Source organism: uncultured Mobiluncus sp., assembly GCF_963511525.1.
Taxonomy (GTDB): Bacteria; Actinomycetota; Actinomycetes; order Actinomycetales; family Actinomycetaceae; genus Mobiluncus.
The window spans coordinates 13550-30668 of the sequence record NZ_CAUPIY010000003.1; the positions used below are offsets into that span (position 1 = coordinate 13550).

Here is a 17119-nt window from a genome sequence, read left to right on the forward strand (position 1 = left end):
TCGTCACAATCTCGGGTCTTTAGGCCAGACCCATCGCCTCGCGCGCACCGACGTGGACAATTTCGCCGTCGATAGTCGTGAGGGTCTTGGCGATAATCTCATCGCTGCGATCCAGGACGATTTGGCCGTCCTTCACCAGGAAGTCCACAAAGTTGGCAATGTTCTTTGCGAACATGAAAGTCGAGCTCTTCGGCAGCATACCGGGGATGTTCTTAATCCCCACCAAGGTGACGTGGTGCTTGACTTCTACCTTGCCCGGAGGCGTGATTTCGCAGTTGCCGCCCTGGTCAATGGAAATATCCACGATGACCGAACCGGGCTTCATGGATTTCACCATGTCCTCGGTAATGAGCCGCGGCGCCAAATGGCCCGGCACCAGCGCCGAGGCAAAGATGATGTCCATGTCGGGAATCACCTTAGCCAAAGCGGCCCGCTCTTTGACCAACTCATCTTCCGGCAGAGCCTGGGCGTAACCACCTTCACCGATAGCCTTCTCGGGGTCTACCCCAAGTTCAACCGGCTTAGCACCCAGGGAAGTGGCCTGTTCGGAGGCCATCGGGCGGATATCGGCGGCGTGCACCACCGCACCCAGACGCTTCGCGGTAGCTAGAGCCTGCAAGCCACCCACGCCAACGCCGACAACCAGCACCTTCAGCGGGTCAATCCGCCCGATAGCGCTGTGAATCAGCGGCATGAAGGACGGCTGGTAGTTCGCCGCCAAGAGGATACCTTTGTACCCGGCGCAGGTACTCATCGAGGTCAAGGCATCCAAGTTCTGCGCCCGGGAAATACGCGGCACACCGTCCAGAGTCAGCGAAATGACGCCCTGCGCCGCCATCTCTTTGACCATCTCGTGGTTGGGCGGAGCAGCCGGGTGAATAAAGGTAATCAAGTATTGACCTTTATGCATCATGGAGATTTCAGAGCGGCCCTTCGCCTCGTTATACAGCGGTTCCTTGACTTTCAAAATCAGATCCGCCCGCTGGTAGACTTCCTCTGGGTCGTCGACCATCTCAGCTCCCGCCGAGACGTATTCCGGGTCGTGGAAGAAAGAACCTTCCCCAGCACCTTTTTCGACCAGTACGGTCAAGCCTTTGCCGACCATATCCGCCACCGTTTCCGGGGTAGCAGCCACGCGGTCTTCACCGCTCATAATTTCCTTGGGTACACCAATAATCATCGTAAAAAAACCCTCCGCGAATACTTCGTTGTACGCACAGCTCATGGGTTCATGAGTTGGACGATAAATAGTGTATCGCATGGAAGTTGTTTTTATATGTGTATTTAGTCCCAGATTTCATCCTGAAGTGCATTCACGTGTTGGGTGCATTTTTTTTCGCTGTATTCCCCTGACAAAACAGTTACCACCTGCACATATAGTGCGGGCACCCCGAAGAATAACTCCCCTCGAGGCGCCCGCCCTAGAAAACCGATGACGACTACTTCTTTGGCGGCACCTTCAAGGTGAGCACCACCTTGTCCAAGCCTTCGAAGAAATTGTTGCCCTTGTCGTCCACCACGATGAAAGCCGGGAAGTCCTCGACTTCAATCTTCCACACGGCTTCCATGCCCAGCTCGGGGTACTCCAGAACCTCGACCTTCTTGATGGAGTGCGCAGCCAGCTCCGCGGCGGGACCGCCGATAGAACCAAGGTAAAAGCCGCCGTGCTTGCGGCAGGCGTCAGTGACAGTCTGGCCGCGATTACCCTTGGCCAGCATAATCATCGAGCCGCCATGGGCTTGGAACAGGTCCACATAGGGGTCCATACGCGAAGCCGTGGTTGGCCCGAAGGACCCGGAGGGCATTCCCTCGGGAGTTTTCGCCGGACCCGCGTAGTACACCGGGTGGTCTTTGAAGTATTGGGGCAGTTCGCCCTCCTTTTCCAGACGGTCGCGGAGCTTCGCGTGGGCAATGTCACGAGCCACGATGAGGGTTCCGGTCAGGGAAAGTCGCGTCTTGATGGGGTACTTGGTGAGTTCGGCGAGGACGTCCTTCATCGGGCGGTTCAAGTCAATCTTCACCGCTTCGTCCCCGCCAAGTTCCGCCTCGCTGGGGTCGGGCATGAAACGTCCCGGATCAGTGTCCAGAGCTTCGATAAACACCCCGTCCTTGTTGATCTTTGCCACACACTGCCGGTCGGCGCTGCATGACACCGCGATGGCCACCGGCAGGGAGGCACCGTGACGCGGCAGGCGCACCACCCGCACGTCGTGGCAGAAATACTTGCCGCCGAACTGGGCGCCGATGCCCATGTGCCGAGTCAGCTCCAGGACTTCCGCTTCCATCTCGAGGTCGCGGAACCCCTGCGCCTGTTCGCCGCCGTGAGTGGGCAGGCCATCCAGGTAGTGCGCCGAAGCGTACTTCGCGGTCTTGAGCGTGTATTCCGCTGAAGTGCCGCCGATGACGATCGCCAAGTGGTAGGGCGGGCAGGCGGCCGTGCCGAGGGACCGAATCTTTTCCTCCAGGAACTGCATCATGTGTTCAGGGTCAAGAATCGCCTTGGTCATCTGGTAGAGGTAGGACTTGTTGGCCGAACCGCCCCCCTTGGCCATAAACAGGAAACGGTACTCCGCTTCGTGTCCCGGAGTGGTCTCTGCATACAGCTCCACCTGCGCCGGGAGGTTACAGCCGGTGTTCTTTTCCTCATACATGGACAGGGGGCTGTTTTGGGAATAACGCAGGTTCAGTTTCGTATAAGCGTTGTAAACCCCGCGGGACAGCGCTGCTTCGTCCGGGCCGGGAGTCAACACGTGCTGACCGCGCTCACCTTTGATAATGGCGGTGCCCGTGTCCTGGCACATGGGCAGAACCCCCGCCGCCGCGATGTTCGCGTTACGCAACAGATCCATCGCCACGAACTTGTCGTTGCCCGATGCCTCGGGGTCGTCCAGAATCTTGCGCAGCTGCTGCAGGTGAGCCGTGCGCAGGTAGTGCGAAATGTCGTGGAACGCGGTCTCGGCCAGCAGTGTCAGCGCCTCCGGTTCGACCTTCAGGAATATCGTCCCGTCCGGCCCCTCGACCTCGCTTACTCCCTCGGATGTCAGCTTGCGGTATGTATAAGTGTCCTCGCCGTGCGGCAGGATGTCAGCATAAAAGAAATCGGCCACTTTTGCCCCTTTGCTCTGGTGTTTTTGTGCGATTTGATTCTAACGCCCCGGCTCCATCGCCCTCTGCGTCGGGCTTTAAACCGGAGAATTCCAGCTCATCAGGCCTCAGAACTATGTTTTGATTTTCGCAAGTCTGACTAAAGAAAAAACGTTGCCTCCCTCGGCCTCGGAATTACTTGAGCCTCTACTTCGTTCCGGCTCAGTACTTCACTCGTCCTGCGTCGCTTTCCCCGGGTTACGTTTTCGACGATTCGGTACGTTCCCCAACCACGACAAGATTTGCGGAATTACGAACAGTCAGCAATTATGCCAGTTTTACAACAAATAAAATCATTTTTTTGCCACAAATCCTGTGATAAAACTCGATTTAATTGCCAAATTAATGGCTTTCAACGCACCCAAGCAAAGAGCCCGTTCCCTGGGTGTGTTCGTGAAACGCTACGATTTGCCCCTCGGCGTGCGCGTCTCACCTGCCGAATTCGAGCACGGCGAAAGCACCCTCAACTTGCCGCTTTACGGACTGTCTCGCCTTGGTTCTGCACTCAACTAACCCGTTCAATAGTCAGGGTCGCAATCCTTTCAGATTGCCACCCGCGCTAAAATCGAACCATGACGGAATTATTTGCGGATTGGCGCCGGCCCACTTTTATAACCTCGGTGAACCCGGGGGCCCTGGGCTATGACCGGCTCATCCGCGATATGCACCCCCGAGTCGAACTGGTCGAGATTCGTTTGGATGGGGCGTGGCTGTCCCGCGGGTCCTTCCAAGGCACGAAACACGACTTTGCCGAAGTTACAGACCTCCTGCGGCAGGCTCGTGAACAGGTAAAACGCCCCATCTTGGCGACTTTCCGCACCGAAGGTGGACACGTCTCGATTACCGCGGAAGTTTATGAGAATCTCGCGGCACAGGCCGCGAAATGTGCCGACTGGGTGGACGTTGAGTCGAACTATCCCTACCTGGGCATGACCGCAGAGCAAGCCGCCGCCGCGGCCGAGGACCCCCACACGCAAGAGGACAACGAGAAACGTTTGGGGGGCCTGTTGCGCAACATCCACGCCAACGGTACGGGCGTTATCTTGTCCCGTCACTGTTGGGAGCCGTCGCCAAACAGTGAGAAAGAAGTCAGCGACCTGCTGATTTATCAGCTCAATCTGGGAGCGGACGTGTCTAAGGCGGCTTTTTCGCCACATACCCCCCAACAGCTGGAGAATCTGCAAAAGGGCGGAAAGACCACTTTCCTGCTGACCCAAAGACCCACAATCTTGATTGGGATGGGTGAGTTGGGTCAGTCCACTCGTTTAGCGGGTCCGCAGATGGGTAACTGGGGTACTTTCGTTACGGTAGGCGGTCCGCAGTCCGCACCGGGGCAGCTGCCGTTGGCACAGCTGGAACTGCGTTATCCGGCGTCCGGTTTTTAGACCGCGGTCCCAATAACCTTCCCTAACTTTGAGATATCCCGGCGCTTGTACGGACTATGGCACAAGGGCGCAAATTGTGTGGACCTGCCCGCACGGGTACCTAGAGCAGGTCAGAATTCGGGGTTCAGTTCGCGCATCCGGTTTTCCAAATCAATGAGTTTGGCAAACACTTCCGGTTTTTCCGGCGAGTCAGAGTCGAGACGCCGCAGCTGGGCTTTCAAGCTGGCGATTTTGGCGTTCAGCCCTTTGCGTTCCATGGATTCCACCGCATTTTGCACCCAAGACTCCGCCGCGGCTCTGGTCTGCTGTTCTGACTGACCCGTTTCATAGAGGGGTGCCGGACGGGTCGCCAGGTTCGTCAACGCCCCCACCAGGACGGGACCAGCCTGGGCTTTCACCGCTGCAGCCCAACGGTTCAGAGCCAGGTTTCCGGGATTTGGCTCGCCCGCGGTTTGGGCGGCCTCAGTCAGGCGCTGATATTCCTCGGTACCTCCAATCGCGGCGACGACCTCAAAAATGGCGCGCAAAGTGGGTTGGGTGAAACTCTCGGGATCCAACGTGTCAAAAGCAGTTTGGGCAGCTAAACCCGGGAACTGCAAAGCTGCTATCAACACGTCGCGTTCCACCCGCCAAATCGGATCGGTATCCACCGCCGGATCCAGCCGAGTTTGTGGAAAAATCTGGGTCGAGCCCGCCGTGGCTTCCCCGGTCATGTTTCCGGGATTGGCACCGTTTCCACTACCGCGGGAAGCGCTGCCGGGCCCCCCCGGTCCCGAACGCGAAGACCGGTCGGAGCTGGCGCCAGCACGCTGTTGGGAACGATTCCATTTCCAAGCCTCATTGACCGCGTACCAGGTATCCCCGACATTTGCCCCCAGCCAGCCGCTCAGTTGTTTCACGTATTCGGTTCGCAATGCCTTGTCACGAATTTCCGCCACCACCGGGGCTGCCGCACGCATAGCTTCGATGCGAGCCGCGGGGCTTTCCAAGTCATATTTCGCGATGATGGTCTTTAACACGAAATCAAATAGGGGTCGGCGACTCTCAATCAGGTCACGCACCGCCCCCGGCCCGCGCTGCATCCGTAAATCGCAGGGATCCAAACCATCGTCAGCGACTGCCACGAAAGCCTGGGAGGCAAAGTCCTGGTCGGTGCGGAAAGCCTTGAGAGCTGCGGCTTGCCCGGCGGCGTCACCGTCAAAAGTGAAGATGACCTCTCCGCCGCGCGGAGGCAGGCCACCAGGCAGCTTTAGAGAGGAGGCACTGTCCGCGGAAGTCCCGATGAATCGGCGAATCTGTTTCGCGTGTTCTTCTGTAAATGCGGTACCGCAGGTCGCGACCGCGGTGGTGATGCCGGACAAATGCGCCGCCATCACGTCGGTGTAGCCCTCGACGATGACGCAGCGCCGCTCTTTACCGATGTTCGGCCGCGCCAAATCCAGACCGTAGAGCACCGAGGATTTGTGATAAATCGGGGATTCTGGGGTGTTGATGTATTTCGGGACTTGCGGATCTGAATCGTCTAAACGCCGTCCGCCGAAACCCAGTATGGCTCCGGCCGGATCTTTGATAGGCCACATAACTCGGTCCCGAAACACGTCATAGATGCCGCGTTGTCCCGGTTTGCCCAAGCCGACCGTCACAATCTCCTGTTCGGTGAAGCCTTTCGAACGGAGGTAATCGGTGAGGTTGTTCCAGCCAGGAGGTGCGTAGCCCATCCCGAAGAGAGCCGCGTCTTGGGATGTGAACGCTCGTCCTTCTATGAAATTCCGCGCCCGCTCTGCCCCGGGCGCCACGAGTTGGGACACAAAAAAGTCCTGCGCTACCTGGTTGCATTCCAGCAGGCGCTGCCGTGTTCCCGGCTCCACGCGATCTTTCGTGATGGCCGCGCCCTCCACGTAGTGCATCGTGATTCCGGCTTTTGCGGCTAAAAATTCGACAGCTTCGGGGAAAGTCAGCCCCTCGATGCGTTGCACAAAGTCGATGGTGTCCCCACCCTCACCGCAACCGAAGCAGTGCCACAGATTGCGCACCGGTGTCACGCTAAATGACGCCGTTTTTTCGTCATGGAACGGGCACAAGCCCATCAGTGAGCTGCCTTTACGCTGCAGACTCACATAGTCGCTGACCACCGACTCAATGGGGATAGCTTCGCGTATCTTTTGCAGGTCGTCGGGGTCGAACTTGGAAGCCATGCAACCATACTAGCCTAAGTTTTGTCTCAGACCGGCTGGGTAATCATCCCCACTAAACGGGCATGCCAGGCGGCTGCCGACAGGTCAGTCAAGCTCGCTACCTGGTCTATTACCGCCCGAAGACGACCGGCATCCCGACCCAGAGAATGCTCTTCCGCGCGCAGCCACTCGGCTCGGTAAGGCTCCTGCAAGACCCGCTGCCCGGTTGCTTCCTGTTCCAGAAGCGCCCACACCAGGTCGGATAGAATTTGTTGCTGCGTCAAGTGGTCATGAGTGGTTTCGCGCGGCGCCATGACGTAATACACGGCGATACCTTTGAGCAGCAGGATTTCCGCCTGAGTTTCGAGGGGGACGATGACGTCCGCGTCATAGCGAGCCAGAGGGCGTTCTCCGTATCGTTGGCAGGTAGCGTCGTGACAGGCTAACGCGAATCGCCCGATGAGCTGGGAAGTCATGTCTTTCAAAGCGGCTTGGGAACGGTAATCTGCCACCGGCTCGGTCAGCCAGAAAGGCATTTGCCGCAGCCTTTCGTGGGCGGCCGCCAAGTCGTCCGCACTGAACTTGCCCGGACCGAAAGAACTCGCGTACCAACGCCTCGTGATGTCAACCACGTCAACAAAAGTTCTTTCATTTTCCAAGTCTCCCAAGCTGGCCGACCCGAGGGCAACCGCGTCCTCAACGTCATGGACTGAGTAGCCAATGTCGTCAGCGAGGTCCATAACTTGGGCCTCAATGCAGCGGTGATTCACAGGGGCGCCGACGCGCAGCCACTGGAAAACCTCCCGGTCTTCGGCGTAGACCCCAAACTTGGGGGAATCCGCGCCATGAGGCCCCTCACCGCGTAGCCAAGGGTATTTCGCGATGGCATCGAGAGTGGCACGGGTCAGATTCAGCCCCACCCACTGACCTTGGGGACTAACAACCTTCGGCTCCAAGCGGGTCACCAGGCGCAACGTCTGAGCGTTACCTTCAAACCCGCCAATATCCTTGGCCAAGTCATTGAGCACCCGCTCCCCGGAATGCCCGAAGGGCGGGTGTCCCAAGTCGTGGGCCAGACAGGCCGCATCAACCACGTCAGGGTCACACCCCAGCCCTTTGCCAAGTTCGCGCCCCACCTGGGCAACTTCCAGGGAATGCGTCAGGCGCGTCCGCGAAAAATCGTTAGCGATAGGTCCCAAAACCTGCGTTTTCTCACCGAGCCGGCGCAACGCGGAGGAATGGAGTATCCGTGCCCGATCGCGTTCAAAGTCCGTGCGTTCCCCGCGCTTATGTGTCTCGGTCACGAAACGTTCATGCACGTCCGCCGGATAAACCCCAATCTCATTCACACTTCCACCTTACCGACCCATTCCAGGTTTCACCATATAACACCTACATTTGTCGGTGTTTGCATACCTACATTTGTCGGTGTTCTTACAAAACCGTCTGATGCAAACTGAGCATGGAGGTTTGTAAAATACCCCCATACAGAACAGGCTTCAAAACCTGGGTAAGGAGAATATGCCATGAAAACAAGAGCTGTTTTTGACTCCCGTTCAGGTAATGGTCAAGGCGATATCCTGGCTCAGACATGGAATAGGGGCATATGGCTACCACCAGGACAGATTCAGGGTTTGATTACCGCCTATTGTCTAGGACCAACAGTATGTCCGAATTGGATTAATTCAGCCCGCCCAGCGTAAGAGACAATCATGTTGAATTTTCTTGACATAGCCGATTTGCTTGGCTGGCATGATGTAGATGTGATGGAATCCGTTGAAACCAGTGAATTCCCTACTATTTACCCGGTGATGGATATCGCCATGGATTCGGATTGGCCTTATGCTGATATGACTCGGCCTATTACCCGCGAAAGCCAGCTCAAGGAATACTTGGATTCCCGTCTGGAGCCCCTGCGGTTAAATTTTTCCTGGCGGGAGGCCTTCACCACGCTCAGCAACCTTGGGGTCTACACTTGGAAACTAAGACGTTACCTCCAAAACACTGATGCGATTAATTTTGACACCGTCACAGAAATCATGCGCGCGCACGTCGATAATTTCCTAAAACACGAGAATCAATTCGTGCGTCAGCCAGGTGGATTCACCCTGCCAAAATATTGCAATGAATACGTTATTAACGACCTTTTTCGAGGCGCTATTGGAATCCCCTTTGGGTGGAGTGTAGTTTCCGCAGCGGTCGTAAACTCGCCAAATGTGGAGGTAGATGATTCTCTCGGTCGAGCCCATTATATATTCACGAAAAAACCAAGTTTTCAAATAGATTGCCAAAAGCTGCTGCAAGCTATTGAGGCCAGCGGAACGGATTTATTTCCACCAGAAGAAGCCAATGTGATTTCAGCGCATGATTTCACGGGAATTCCGTATCGGCGCGCCTGGGCAATGCAGCAACACGGCCAGTTGAATCAAGACAACCTTATAGAGGAATTTGCTTCAAGACTGACTGAGCTGCACTCACTGCACAAACATTAGACCCAGCTGACTAGGCACCATAAGGATCCGCCGCATCTTCCCCCAAGTGAAGTATGCGCGCGGTCGCATCATCGATTTCGCGGGTGTCGAGCCAGCCTTCGGGCAGCTTGACGTGGCGCTGGGCGCGCGAACGTCCATGTTTGCCTTGCGCCGCTTCGGGATAGGGGGTGTTCGGGTCCAGCGTCTGCACAAGGTCGTGCAGGCGACTTTCCAGGTCATCTAACGTTTCGATGCGGGTCAGCTCCGCACGAGTAGCTCCGCCTAGGTTGAAACCTCGCAAGTACCATCCCACGTGTTTGCGCATATCCCGCAAGGCCGCCTGTTCATTACCGAAATGTTCCACCAGGCCACGGGCGTGATCCAGGATAATCGCGACGATTTCTCCCAAGGTCGGTCCCGCAGGAATCGGCTGGCCCCACAAAGCTGCCGTGATTTCACGAAAAATCCAGGGCCGGCCTTGTACAGCCCGGCCAATCTCGATGCCCGCACATCCGGTTTGCGCAAACATTTCCAGCGCGTCCTGGGCGGAAAACACGTCGCCGTTACCCAACACGGGTACGTCAACCACGTCAACTAGTTCGCGGATTCTTGTCCAATCGGAGTGCCCGGAATAATACTGGTTCGTGGTGCGGGCGTGCAGCGTGAGCGCAGCTGCGCCCGCATCCTGCGCGGCCCGACCCGCATCCAGCAACGTTTCGTGAGCCTCGTCAATCCCGATCCGAATTTTTACGGTCACCGGTACGTCGACGCCACGTCGGGCTGCCCGAGAGGCCTCTTGAGCCGCTCTCACCACCTGCCCGATGAGGTCACCAAAATACGCGGTTTTCCACGGCAGAGCCGCTCCCCCGCCCTTGCGGGTAACTTTCGGTACCGGGCAACCGAAATTCAGATCAATAACATCAACTAGGTTCCGGGCGATGAGTTCACGAGCCGCCCGGGCCAGGTCAGCCCCCACTACCCCGTAAAGCTGCAGCACCCGAACAGTTTGCCCGGGACCGGATTGCGCCATAATCCACGAGCGCGCCGAGTCCATCAACAGCGCTTTCGCGGTAATCATTTCGTTGACGAACATTCCCTCGACACCGCGAAGCGTCCCGGATACCCCACCCGGGCGGGACGCGGAAACAAAGTCCGGCGGCAGGCCTTGACGGGAAAACTCCGCACATAAATCGCGAAACGGCGCGTTCGTCACCCCCGCCATCGGCGCTAGGGCAATGGGGGTCGTAAACTCAACCCCGCCAATGCGCAGAGGCGGGTATTTACACTGTGGACACTGTGGATGCTGTGGAGCCAAAAATGCCTCCGCCCGGTATTTCAGCCGCGAAAAAACTCCGCGCCATTAGCAAATCGGCAGGTGATCACGCAGGTAGGCGACCAGATTATCGCGCCCGATACGCTCTTGGGTCATGGTGTCGCGTTCGCGAATCGTCACGGCTTGGTCCTCTAGGGAATCAAAGTCCACGGTGACGCAGTAGGGCGTGCCGATTTCGTCTTGGCGGCGGTAGCGGCGCCCCACGGCCCCGGCATCGTCATACTCCACGTTCCAGTATTTGCGCAGTTCAGCGGCGATATTTTGGGCGATTTCGGGCAGTTCGTCCTTGCGGGACAGCGGCAGGACCGCCACCTTAACCGGGCTGAGGCGCGGGTCGAGGCGCAGCACGGTGCGCTTGTCCACCCCGCCCTTGGTGTTCGGGGCTTCGTCCTCGGTGTAAGCCTCAATCAGGAAAGCCATCAGGGAGCGGGTCAAACCGGCAGAAGGCTCGATAACGTAAGGAATCCAGCGCTTGTCGTTGGCCTGGTCGTAATAATCGAGTTTCTGACCGCTGGCGTCCATATGTACACCCAGGTCATAGTCGGTACGGTTAGCGATACCCTCCAACTCGCCCCACTTGGAGTTTTCAAAACCGAAGGCGTACTCGATGTCCACCGTGCGCTTGGAATAGTGCGACAGCTTTTCCTTCGGGTGTTCATACAACCGCAGGTTTTCCGCCTTAATCCCCAGGTCGGTGTACCACTCAAAGCGGTGGTCAATCCAGTACTGGTGCCATTCTTCGTCGGTGCCAGGTTCCACAAAAAACTCCAGCTCCATCTGTTCAAACTCGCGGGTACGGAAGATGAAGTTGCCCGGAGTGATTTCGTTGCGGAAAGACTTGCCAATCTGGCCGATTCCGAAGGGCGGGCGCTTGCGGGCGGTCGTCATCACGTTGGCGAAGTTGATAAAGATGCCTTGGGCGGTTTCCGGGCGCAGGAAGTGCAGGCCAGATTCGTCGTCCACCGGCCCCAGGTAGGTCTTAAGCAGTCCCGAGAAGGCCCGGGGTTCCGTCCACTTCCCCTTCACACCACAGTTCGGGCAAGAGACGTCATCCATGCTGACGTCGTCAGGTTTCGCAATGCCGTGTTTCTCAGCGTACTGTTCCTGCAGGTCGTCCTCACGCAAGCGCTTGTGGCAGTTGAGACACTCGATGAGCGGGTCGGTGAAAGCCTTGAGGTGGCCCGAAGCGTCCCACACTTTCGGCGGCAAAATTACCGAGGAGTCCAGACCCACCACGTCCTCGCGGGAACGTACCATGTAGTTCCACCAGGCCTTCTTGATGTTTTCTTTCAGCTCTACGCCCAAGGGGCCGTAGTCCCACGCCGCGCGCGTCCCACCATAGATGTCACCACATGGGTAAACAAAACCGCGGCGTTTCGCCAAAGAAATTACTGAATCCATCGTTGATGCCACTTGTGCTCCTTATTGATGTTGCTTTCTGCCGTCCCGCGCTTTTTCCTGGTTTTCCAGCGGGAAGGCACCAGCCCTAGTTTAGCTGGCAAACCTCCGGGGACGAATTCGGTGCCGCCGCCCAGCCCGAACCTCAACCGCGAATCCGCGAATATGGGAGCATTTCAGTTAAAATCCCGAAAAACACTCCCGTGAAACTACTGCACAAAAATTGGATTCCACACTATAATTGCATTTGCCAAGTAAACACAAAACACACGATGAGGTGGGTTTATGAATCAAACTGCTATGGCTGCCGTCAATCTTAAGGCAGTTTTGCGTACACTCGAGAAGCTCCCGGAGCTCGACCCCAAGTCGAAACAGCTCTTGGAACATGTCCCGCTGACCTTGCAATTCAAGGCAGCGAACGTCGGTTCTGTCCGGCTCAAGCTGGGCAACGGCAAAATTGAGTTCTTCCCCGGTGGAGGTCCGGCTGACATGAGCTTGGGCTTCCCCGTGCCGAACATGGTCAACAAGATGTTCGAAGGCAAGGGGATTCCCGTACCGCTCAAGGGCTTCACGAAACTGAAGTACTTGACCGGTACGTTCACCGAGGTGACCGACCGACTGTCCTATTACTTAAGGCCGACCCCGCAACTGCTGCAGGACCCCGAGTTCGCGAGGATTAACTCCCTGCTGACGTTGCACGTGGCGGTCTATGCGATGGCTGAGATTGCCAACCATGACCCCAAAGGCGTCCAAGTCGCTAAGGGTATGTGCGACGGCACTATCGGATTGAAGATTGCCAACGGTCCGGCTTTGACCATGGTAATTAATGACCACCACGCGCGCATCGTCGACGGCGATGAGCCCAAGGCTGCGGGTCCTCACGGACGTCACGCTTTCATGGTCTTCTCCGATTTGGATACGACAGGCCAGGTCCTGCGCGGCGAACTCGCATCTTACCCCGCTATCGGCCGAGAGCTGATTAAGCTGGGCGGATACGTTCCCCTGTTGGACAACATGAACAAGATCCTCGGCATGGTGCCGTTCTACTTGAGCTAGAAAACGCGCGTGAGGAAGGACAAAACAAAATGATGAAAACTTACGAACACACCAAGAGCCACGAATGGTACGAGCGCGCAGTTGAGGTTATCCCCGGCGGCGTCTATGGGCACTTGGGGCCGGCAGAAGGCTGCTTCATGCCGATCAGCGCCTACCCCCTGTTTGCCTCGAAAGCGCAGGGCGCCTACTTCTGGGACGTGGACGGCAACAAGTACGTCGATATGATGTGCGCCTACGGTCCCATGATTCTGGGCTACAACGACCCCGATGTGGATAAAGCCGTGGCTGAGCAGGCAAAAATCCTGAACTGCGCGGTGCAGCCCGGCACTATCATGGTCGATTTGGCCGAGTTGATGGTGGATACGGTCGAAATGGCCGACTGGGCTTTCTTTGCCAAGAACGGCGGGGATGCTACGAACTACGCTCTGATGGTGGCGCGTGCCGCTACCGGACGGGACAAGTTCATCGCTATCAACGGCGGCTATCACGGCGTGATTGGGTGGACCCAAGGTTGGGGCGCCCCCGGCGTGGGCAAGAAAGAAGTCGAGGACAAGCTGCTGGTGGATTGGGGCGACACCGCCGCGGTGGAACGTCTCGCGGCTGAATACAAGGGCGAGATTGCCGCCTTTATCGCTACCCCGTACCACCACCCGGTCTTTGAGGACAGCGTCTTGCCGCCGGCTGGCTACTGGAACAAGATTCGTTCCATCTGTGACCGCGAAGGCATCGTCCTCATCGTTGACGATGTGCGCTGCGGTTGGCGTTTGGATATCAAGGGTTCCGACTACCACTACGGTTTTAAGGCCGACTTGGAGTGCTTCTGCAAGGCTATCGCCAACGGACACAACATCTCGGCGGTGACGGGCATCGAGTCCCTCAAGGACGCTGCCGCCTCCGTGATGTGCACCGGTTCGTACTGGATGAGCGCCCCGCCGATGGCGGCCGCGATTGCCTGCATCACCAAGATGCGTGAAATCGACGCGGCAAAGATTTGCCACGACAACGGCGTGAAGGTCATTGAGCGCCTGACTGAAGTGGCCAAGCACCACGGCTTTGACTACCACTTCAGTGGCGAACCGGCTCTGCTGTTCCACCAGATTAAAGGGCTTGACGGCAAGGCAGACCCGAACCTGCTGCTGCATCAGGCTTTCGTGGGTGAATGTGTGAAGCGTGGCGTGTTCATGACGAACCACCACAACCACTTCATGAACACGGCCTTGACCGACAAGGACATCGACTTCATCGCTGACGTGGCGGACGAAGCGATGGGCGTCGTTAAGAACAAGTCACGTGAGATTCTGGCTCAGGCCTAAGCAAAGGAGGAAAGATGGCTTTATCGGCTAAAGAACACAAGGAACTCGAAGAAATCGCCAATCGGCTGCGTCTGCTCACTCTCGACACGGTGATTTGGGCAGGTGGCGGTCACATCGGTGGTGCTATGAGCTCCATGGACGTACTCACCGTTCTGTATCATCACGAGATGAACTTCAGCGCCGACAAGATGGACGACCCGGATCGCGACCGTTTCGTGCTCTCCAAGGGTCACATCGGCGTGGGCATGGGGCCGGTCCTCGCAGACTTGGGGTGCTTCCCCAAGGACTGGTTGCCGACCTACTCGCATATCCTTTCGCACCTGGGTATTCACCTGGACGCGGGCAAGGTTCCCGGTCTGGAAGCTTCCACGGGTTCGCTGGGACACGGCCTGTCCCTCGCGGTGGGTATGGCTCTCGGAGCACGTCAGCTCGGCAAGGAATGGCGCACCTACTGCCTGATGGGCGACGGTGAATGCAACGAAGGCTCCATCTGGGAAGCCGCCATGAGTGCCGGCCAGTTCAAGGTAGACAACCTGGTAGGCATCGTGGATGTCAACCACGCCATGATTGACGGCATGACCGCCGACGTCATGGGGCTGGAACCGTTTGCTGACAAGTGGCGTGCATTCAACTGGGAAGTCATTGAGGTCAAAGGTAACTCGATACCCGATTTGGTAGACGCTTTTGATCGGGCGCGCACCATCAAGGGTAAGCCCACCATGTTGCTGATGGACACGGTGAAGGGCGAAGGTATCGACTTCATGGAAGGCGACTACACCTGGCACTACGGCGCTGTTGACGACGAAAAGCATGCCAAGGCAGTCGAATCTCTCAAGCGACACCTGCAGAAACGACTCGAGCTAGTGAAGGGAGCCTAAACATGGCTGGAGGATTAACTTACACTTCGATTGACGCGGTTAATCTGACCACCGCGGAAGTTTACGGTCAGACTCTGGTGCAACTGGGCAAGCAGGATCCCACTATCGTGGGGCTTTCGGCTGACTTGGCGAAATCCACCAAGATTTCCGTGTTTGCCAACGAGTTCCCCGAGCGGTTCTATAACGTGGGTATCGCGGAACAGAACATGTTTGGCATCTCTGCCGGGCTGGCAAAAGCGGGGCTGATGCCGTTCGTCTCCACGTTCGGGGCGTTCGCGGCTCTGCGTGCTTGCGAACAAATCCGCACCGACATCTGCTACCAGAACCTCAACGTGAAGATTATCGGCACCCACTCAGGGTTGTCCTTCGGGGCTGCCGGTACAACTCACCACGTCACCGAGGACATCGCTATTCTGCGTAGTTTCGCTAACCTGGTAGTCATGTGTCCGGCTGACGGTCTGGAGGCCGCGTACTGCGTACAGGCTGCTTATGACCACAAGGGTCCGGTCTATATCCGTCTGAACCGCGGGTTCGACCAGATTGTCTACCGTGACGAGATTCCGACCTTCGAATTCGGCAAGGCCAACACCCTGCGCGAAGGCACAGACCTCACGTTCATCGCGACCGGCTCCGGCGTGTGGCGCGCCCTGCAGGCTGCTGACATCCTCGCCAAAGAGGACGGTCTGAGCGTGCGTGTGCTGGACATCCACACCTTGAAGCCGATTGATGAGGAGGCCATCGCCAAGGCGATTACCGAAACTCGGCGTATCATCACCGTTGAGGACCACAACATCATCAACGGCCTGGGGACCGCAGTGGCCGATGTCGGCGCTACCACCCGCAAGGGCTTCGTATTGAAGAAGCTCGGCATCCCCGACGAATTCTCGGTTATCGGCCAGCCCGAGGACCTGTACTCCCACTACGGCTGGGACGAAAACGGCTGTGTGGCCGCCGCTCGTGAAGTCATGCACATGGACTTCGAGGAGGACGACGACTGGGAAGACGAGTTCTAAGGTAGCGCGCAATGACTAAAGAAACGAAACAAAGCTCCGCCCCGCCTAAGGCAACTAAGCCCGATAAGGCGTGCGGGGAATCTTGTGAAAAGAAATCGAAAGCCAAGCCGTTCCCGATGGGCCCCAATCCCAATATCGACGACGAAGTTCGCTACGCCAACGTGGTGTTCCTCAACGCGGTTATTCCGCTGTTGAAGCCGATTATCGCCGAAAAGCCGGAGTTGGCGGCCGCCTTCAAGGGCAAGGATGGCGTGGTTCAGATTTCTTGTCTGACCCCGGCGGGCACGTCAATAGACGGGCGCCCGAAGCGCTACGCCACACACCTGATTATTCACGGTGCGAACATTACGCCGAAGCTGGGCGCTCACCCGCTGCCGAACGTGGAAATCGAGTTCCCCTCCCCCGAGAAGTTCAACGACTTCTTTAAGGGCAAGGTGAACCTGCCGAAGATTCGCGGAGGGCTGGGCAATCCCGGGCTTTTGGTTGCAACCGTGAAGTCTCTGCTGGCCATGTCCAGCTTGCTGGGCGCGACGGAGGCACCAAAGACCGAGGACGACCGGAAACTGCTGACGAAGTGCATGTTCTACCTGCTCACCACCGGAATGAGCCAGCTGAATAAGGCCGGGCATCCCGCCGTGCACGCGTGGACGGATCCCTCGCCGGACCGCGTCTATGCGTACACTGTGGACGGGCATCCCGAACTGGGTGCGTATATTCGCATCAAAGCCGGGAAGTCAAAGGCATTCCGTGGGGAATACACGCGTAGTGCCGCGTTCTTTACGATGCGTTTCGACTCGGTGACCTCCGCTTTGGGAACCTTGCTGCAGACAGATGACCTTCTGGATGCGCAGGCTTCGGGACGTATGTCAATGGAAGGTTCGCCCGAATACGGTGCCGAACTCGGTGCACTAATGATGGCGGTGGGTGACTATGCGAAATAAAGCAACGAAAACA

14 protein-coding genes are annotated in these 17119 nt (G+C 57.3%); 8 read left to right on the forward strand and 6 right to left on the reverse strand.

Going from position 1 to position 17119, the window contains the following annotated elements:
* Window positions 1-19: 19 nt before the first annotated feature.
* Together RQ935_RS03000 and RQ935_RS03005 are read right to left on the reverse strand one after the other, a co-directional pair.
* A complete protein-coding gene (locus RQ935_RS03000; RefSeq protein ID WP_311497163.1) occupies window positions 20-1180 on the reverse strand; it encodes an NAD(P) transhydrogenase subunit alpha in 1161 nt (386 codons plus the stop codon).
* Between the two features lie 259 nt (window positions 1181-1439).
* Entirely contained in the window at window positions 1440-3107 is a 1668-nt protein-coding gene (locus RQ935_RS03005) for a fumarate hydratase (protein WP_311497164.1), read from the reverse strand.
* Window positions 3108-3489: 382 nt separating this feature from the next.
* On the opposite strand from RQ935_RS03005, the gene RQ935_RS03010 reads away from it, so the two are divergent.
* Together RQ935_RS03010 and RQ935_RS03015 are read left to right on the forward strand one after the other, a co-directional pair.
* The gene (locus RQ935_RS03010) at window positions 3490-3657 is read left to right on the forward strand and encodes a hypothetical protein (protein ID WP_299293720.1); all 168 of its coding nucleotides are present in this window, start codon (window positions 3490-3492) and stop codon (window positions 3655-3657) included.
* A 59-nt stretch (window positions 3658-3716) separates the two neighbouring features.
* Entirely contained in the window at window positions 3717-4529 is an 813-nt protein-coding gene (locus RQ935_RS03015; protein ID WP_311497165.1) for a type I 3-dehydroquinate dehydratase, read from the forward strand.
* 110 nt (window positions 4530-4639) lie between these two features.
* On the opposite strand, the gene dnaG is transcribed toward RQ935_RS03015, so the two are convergent.
* Window positions 4640-6724: a DNA primase gene (dnaG, locus tag RQ935_RS03020; protein ID WP_311497166.1), complete on the reverse strand. Its 2085-nt coding sequence runs from the start codon at window positions 6722-6724 to the stop codon at window positions 4640-4642.
* Window positions 6725-6750: 26 nt separating this feature from the next.
* Window positions 6751-8052, reverse strand: a complete 1302-nt coding sequence (locus RQ935_RS03025) for a deoxyguanosinetriphosphate triphosphohydrolase (protein ID WP_311497167.1) — start codon at window positions 8050-8052, stop codon at window positions 6751-6753.
* A gap of 363 nt (window positions 8053-8415) precedes the next feature.
* On the opposite strand from RQ935_RS03025, the gene RQ935_RS03030 reads away from it, so the two are divergent.
* On the forward strand, window positions 8416-9195 hold the full coding sequence (locus RQ935_RS03030; RefSeq protein ID WP_311497168.1) for a hypothetical protein: 780 nt from the start codon (window positions 8416-8418) through the stop codon (window positions 9193-9195).
* A 10-nt stretch (window positions 9196-9205) separates the two neighbouring features.
* On the opposite strand, the gene dusB is transcribed toward RQ935_RS03030, so the two are convergent.
* Both dusB and RQ935_RS03040 read right to left on the reverse strand, forming a co-directional pair.
* The gene (gene dusB / locus RQ935_RS03035; RefSeq protein ID WP_311497169.1) at window positions 9206-10489 is read right to left on the reverse strand and encodes a tRNA dihydrouridine synthase DusB; all 1284 of its coding nucleotides are present in this window, start codon (window positions 10487-10489) and stop codon (window positions 9206-9208) included.
* 45 nt (window positions 10490-10534) lie between these two features.
* Window positions 10535-11920 (reverse strand): glycine--tRNA ligase, encoded by a 1386-nt coding sequence (locus RQ935_RS03040; protein WP_311497170.1) that lies wholly within the window; start codon window positions 11918-11920, stop codon window positions 10535-10537.
* A 270-nt stretch (window positions 11921-12190) separates the two neighbouring features.
* On the opposite strand from RQ935_RS03040, the gene RQ935_RS03045 reads away from it, so the two are divergent.
* Genes RQ935_RS03045 through RQ935_RS03065 form a run of 5 tightly spaced genes read left to right on the forward strand, consistent with a single transcriptional unit; the run spans window position 12191 to window position 17106 of the window.
* Complete coding sequence (locus tag RQ935_RS03045) at window positions 12191-12961, forward strand: hypothetical protein (protein WP_295026976.1); 771 nt, start codon at window positions 12191-12193, stop codon at window positions 12959-12961.
* 29 nt (window positions 12962-12990) lie between these two features.
* A complete protein-coding gene (locus tag RQ935_RS03050) occupies window positions 12991-14274 on the forward strand; it encodes an aminotransferase class III-fold pyridoxal phosphate-dependent enzyme (RefSeq protein ID WP_311497171.1) in 1284 nt (427 codons plus the stop codon).
* A 14-nt stretch (window positions 14275-14288) separates the two neighbouring features.
* Window positions 14289-15152, forward strand: a complete 864-nt coding sequence (locus tag RQ935_RS03055; protein WP_282922009.1) for a transketolase — start codon at window positions 14289-14291, stop codon at window positions 15150-15152.
* 2 nt (window positions 15153-15154) lie between these two features.
* Window positions 15155-16165 carry a transketolase family protein gene (locus RQ935_RS03060; RefSeq protein WP_295026981.1) on the forward strand — a complete coding sequence of 337 codons (1011 nt, stop codon included), beginning with the start codon at window positions 15155-15157 and terminating at the stop codon, window positions 16163-16165.
* Window positions 16166-16176: 11 nt separating this feature from the next.
* Entirely contained in the window at window positions 16177-17106 is a 930-nt protein-coding gene (locus RQ935_RS03065) for a hypothetical protein (RefSeq protein ID WP_311497172.1), read from the forward strand.
* Window positions 17107-17119: the final 13 nt, after the last annotated feature.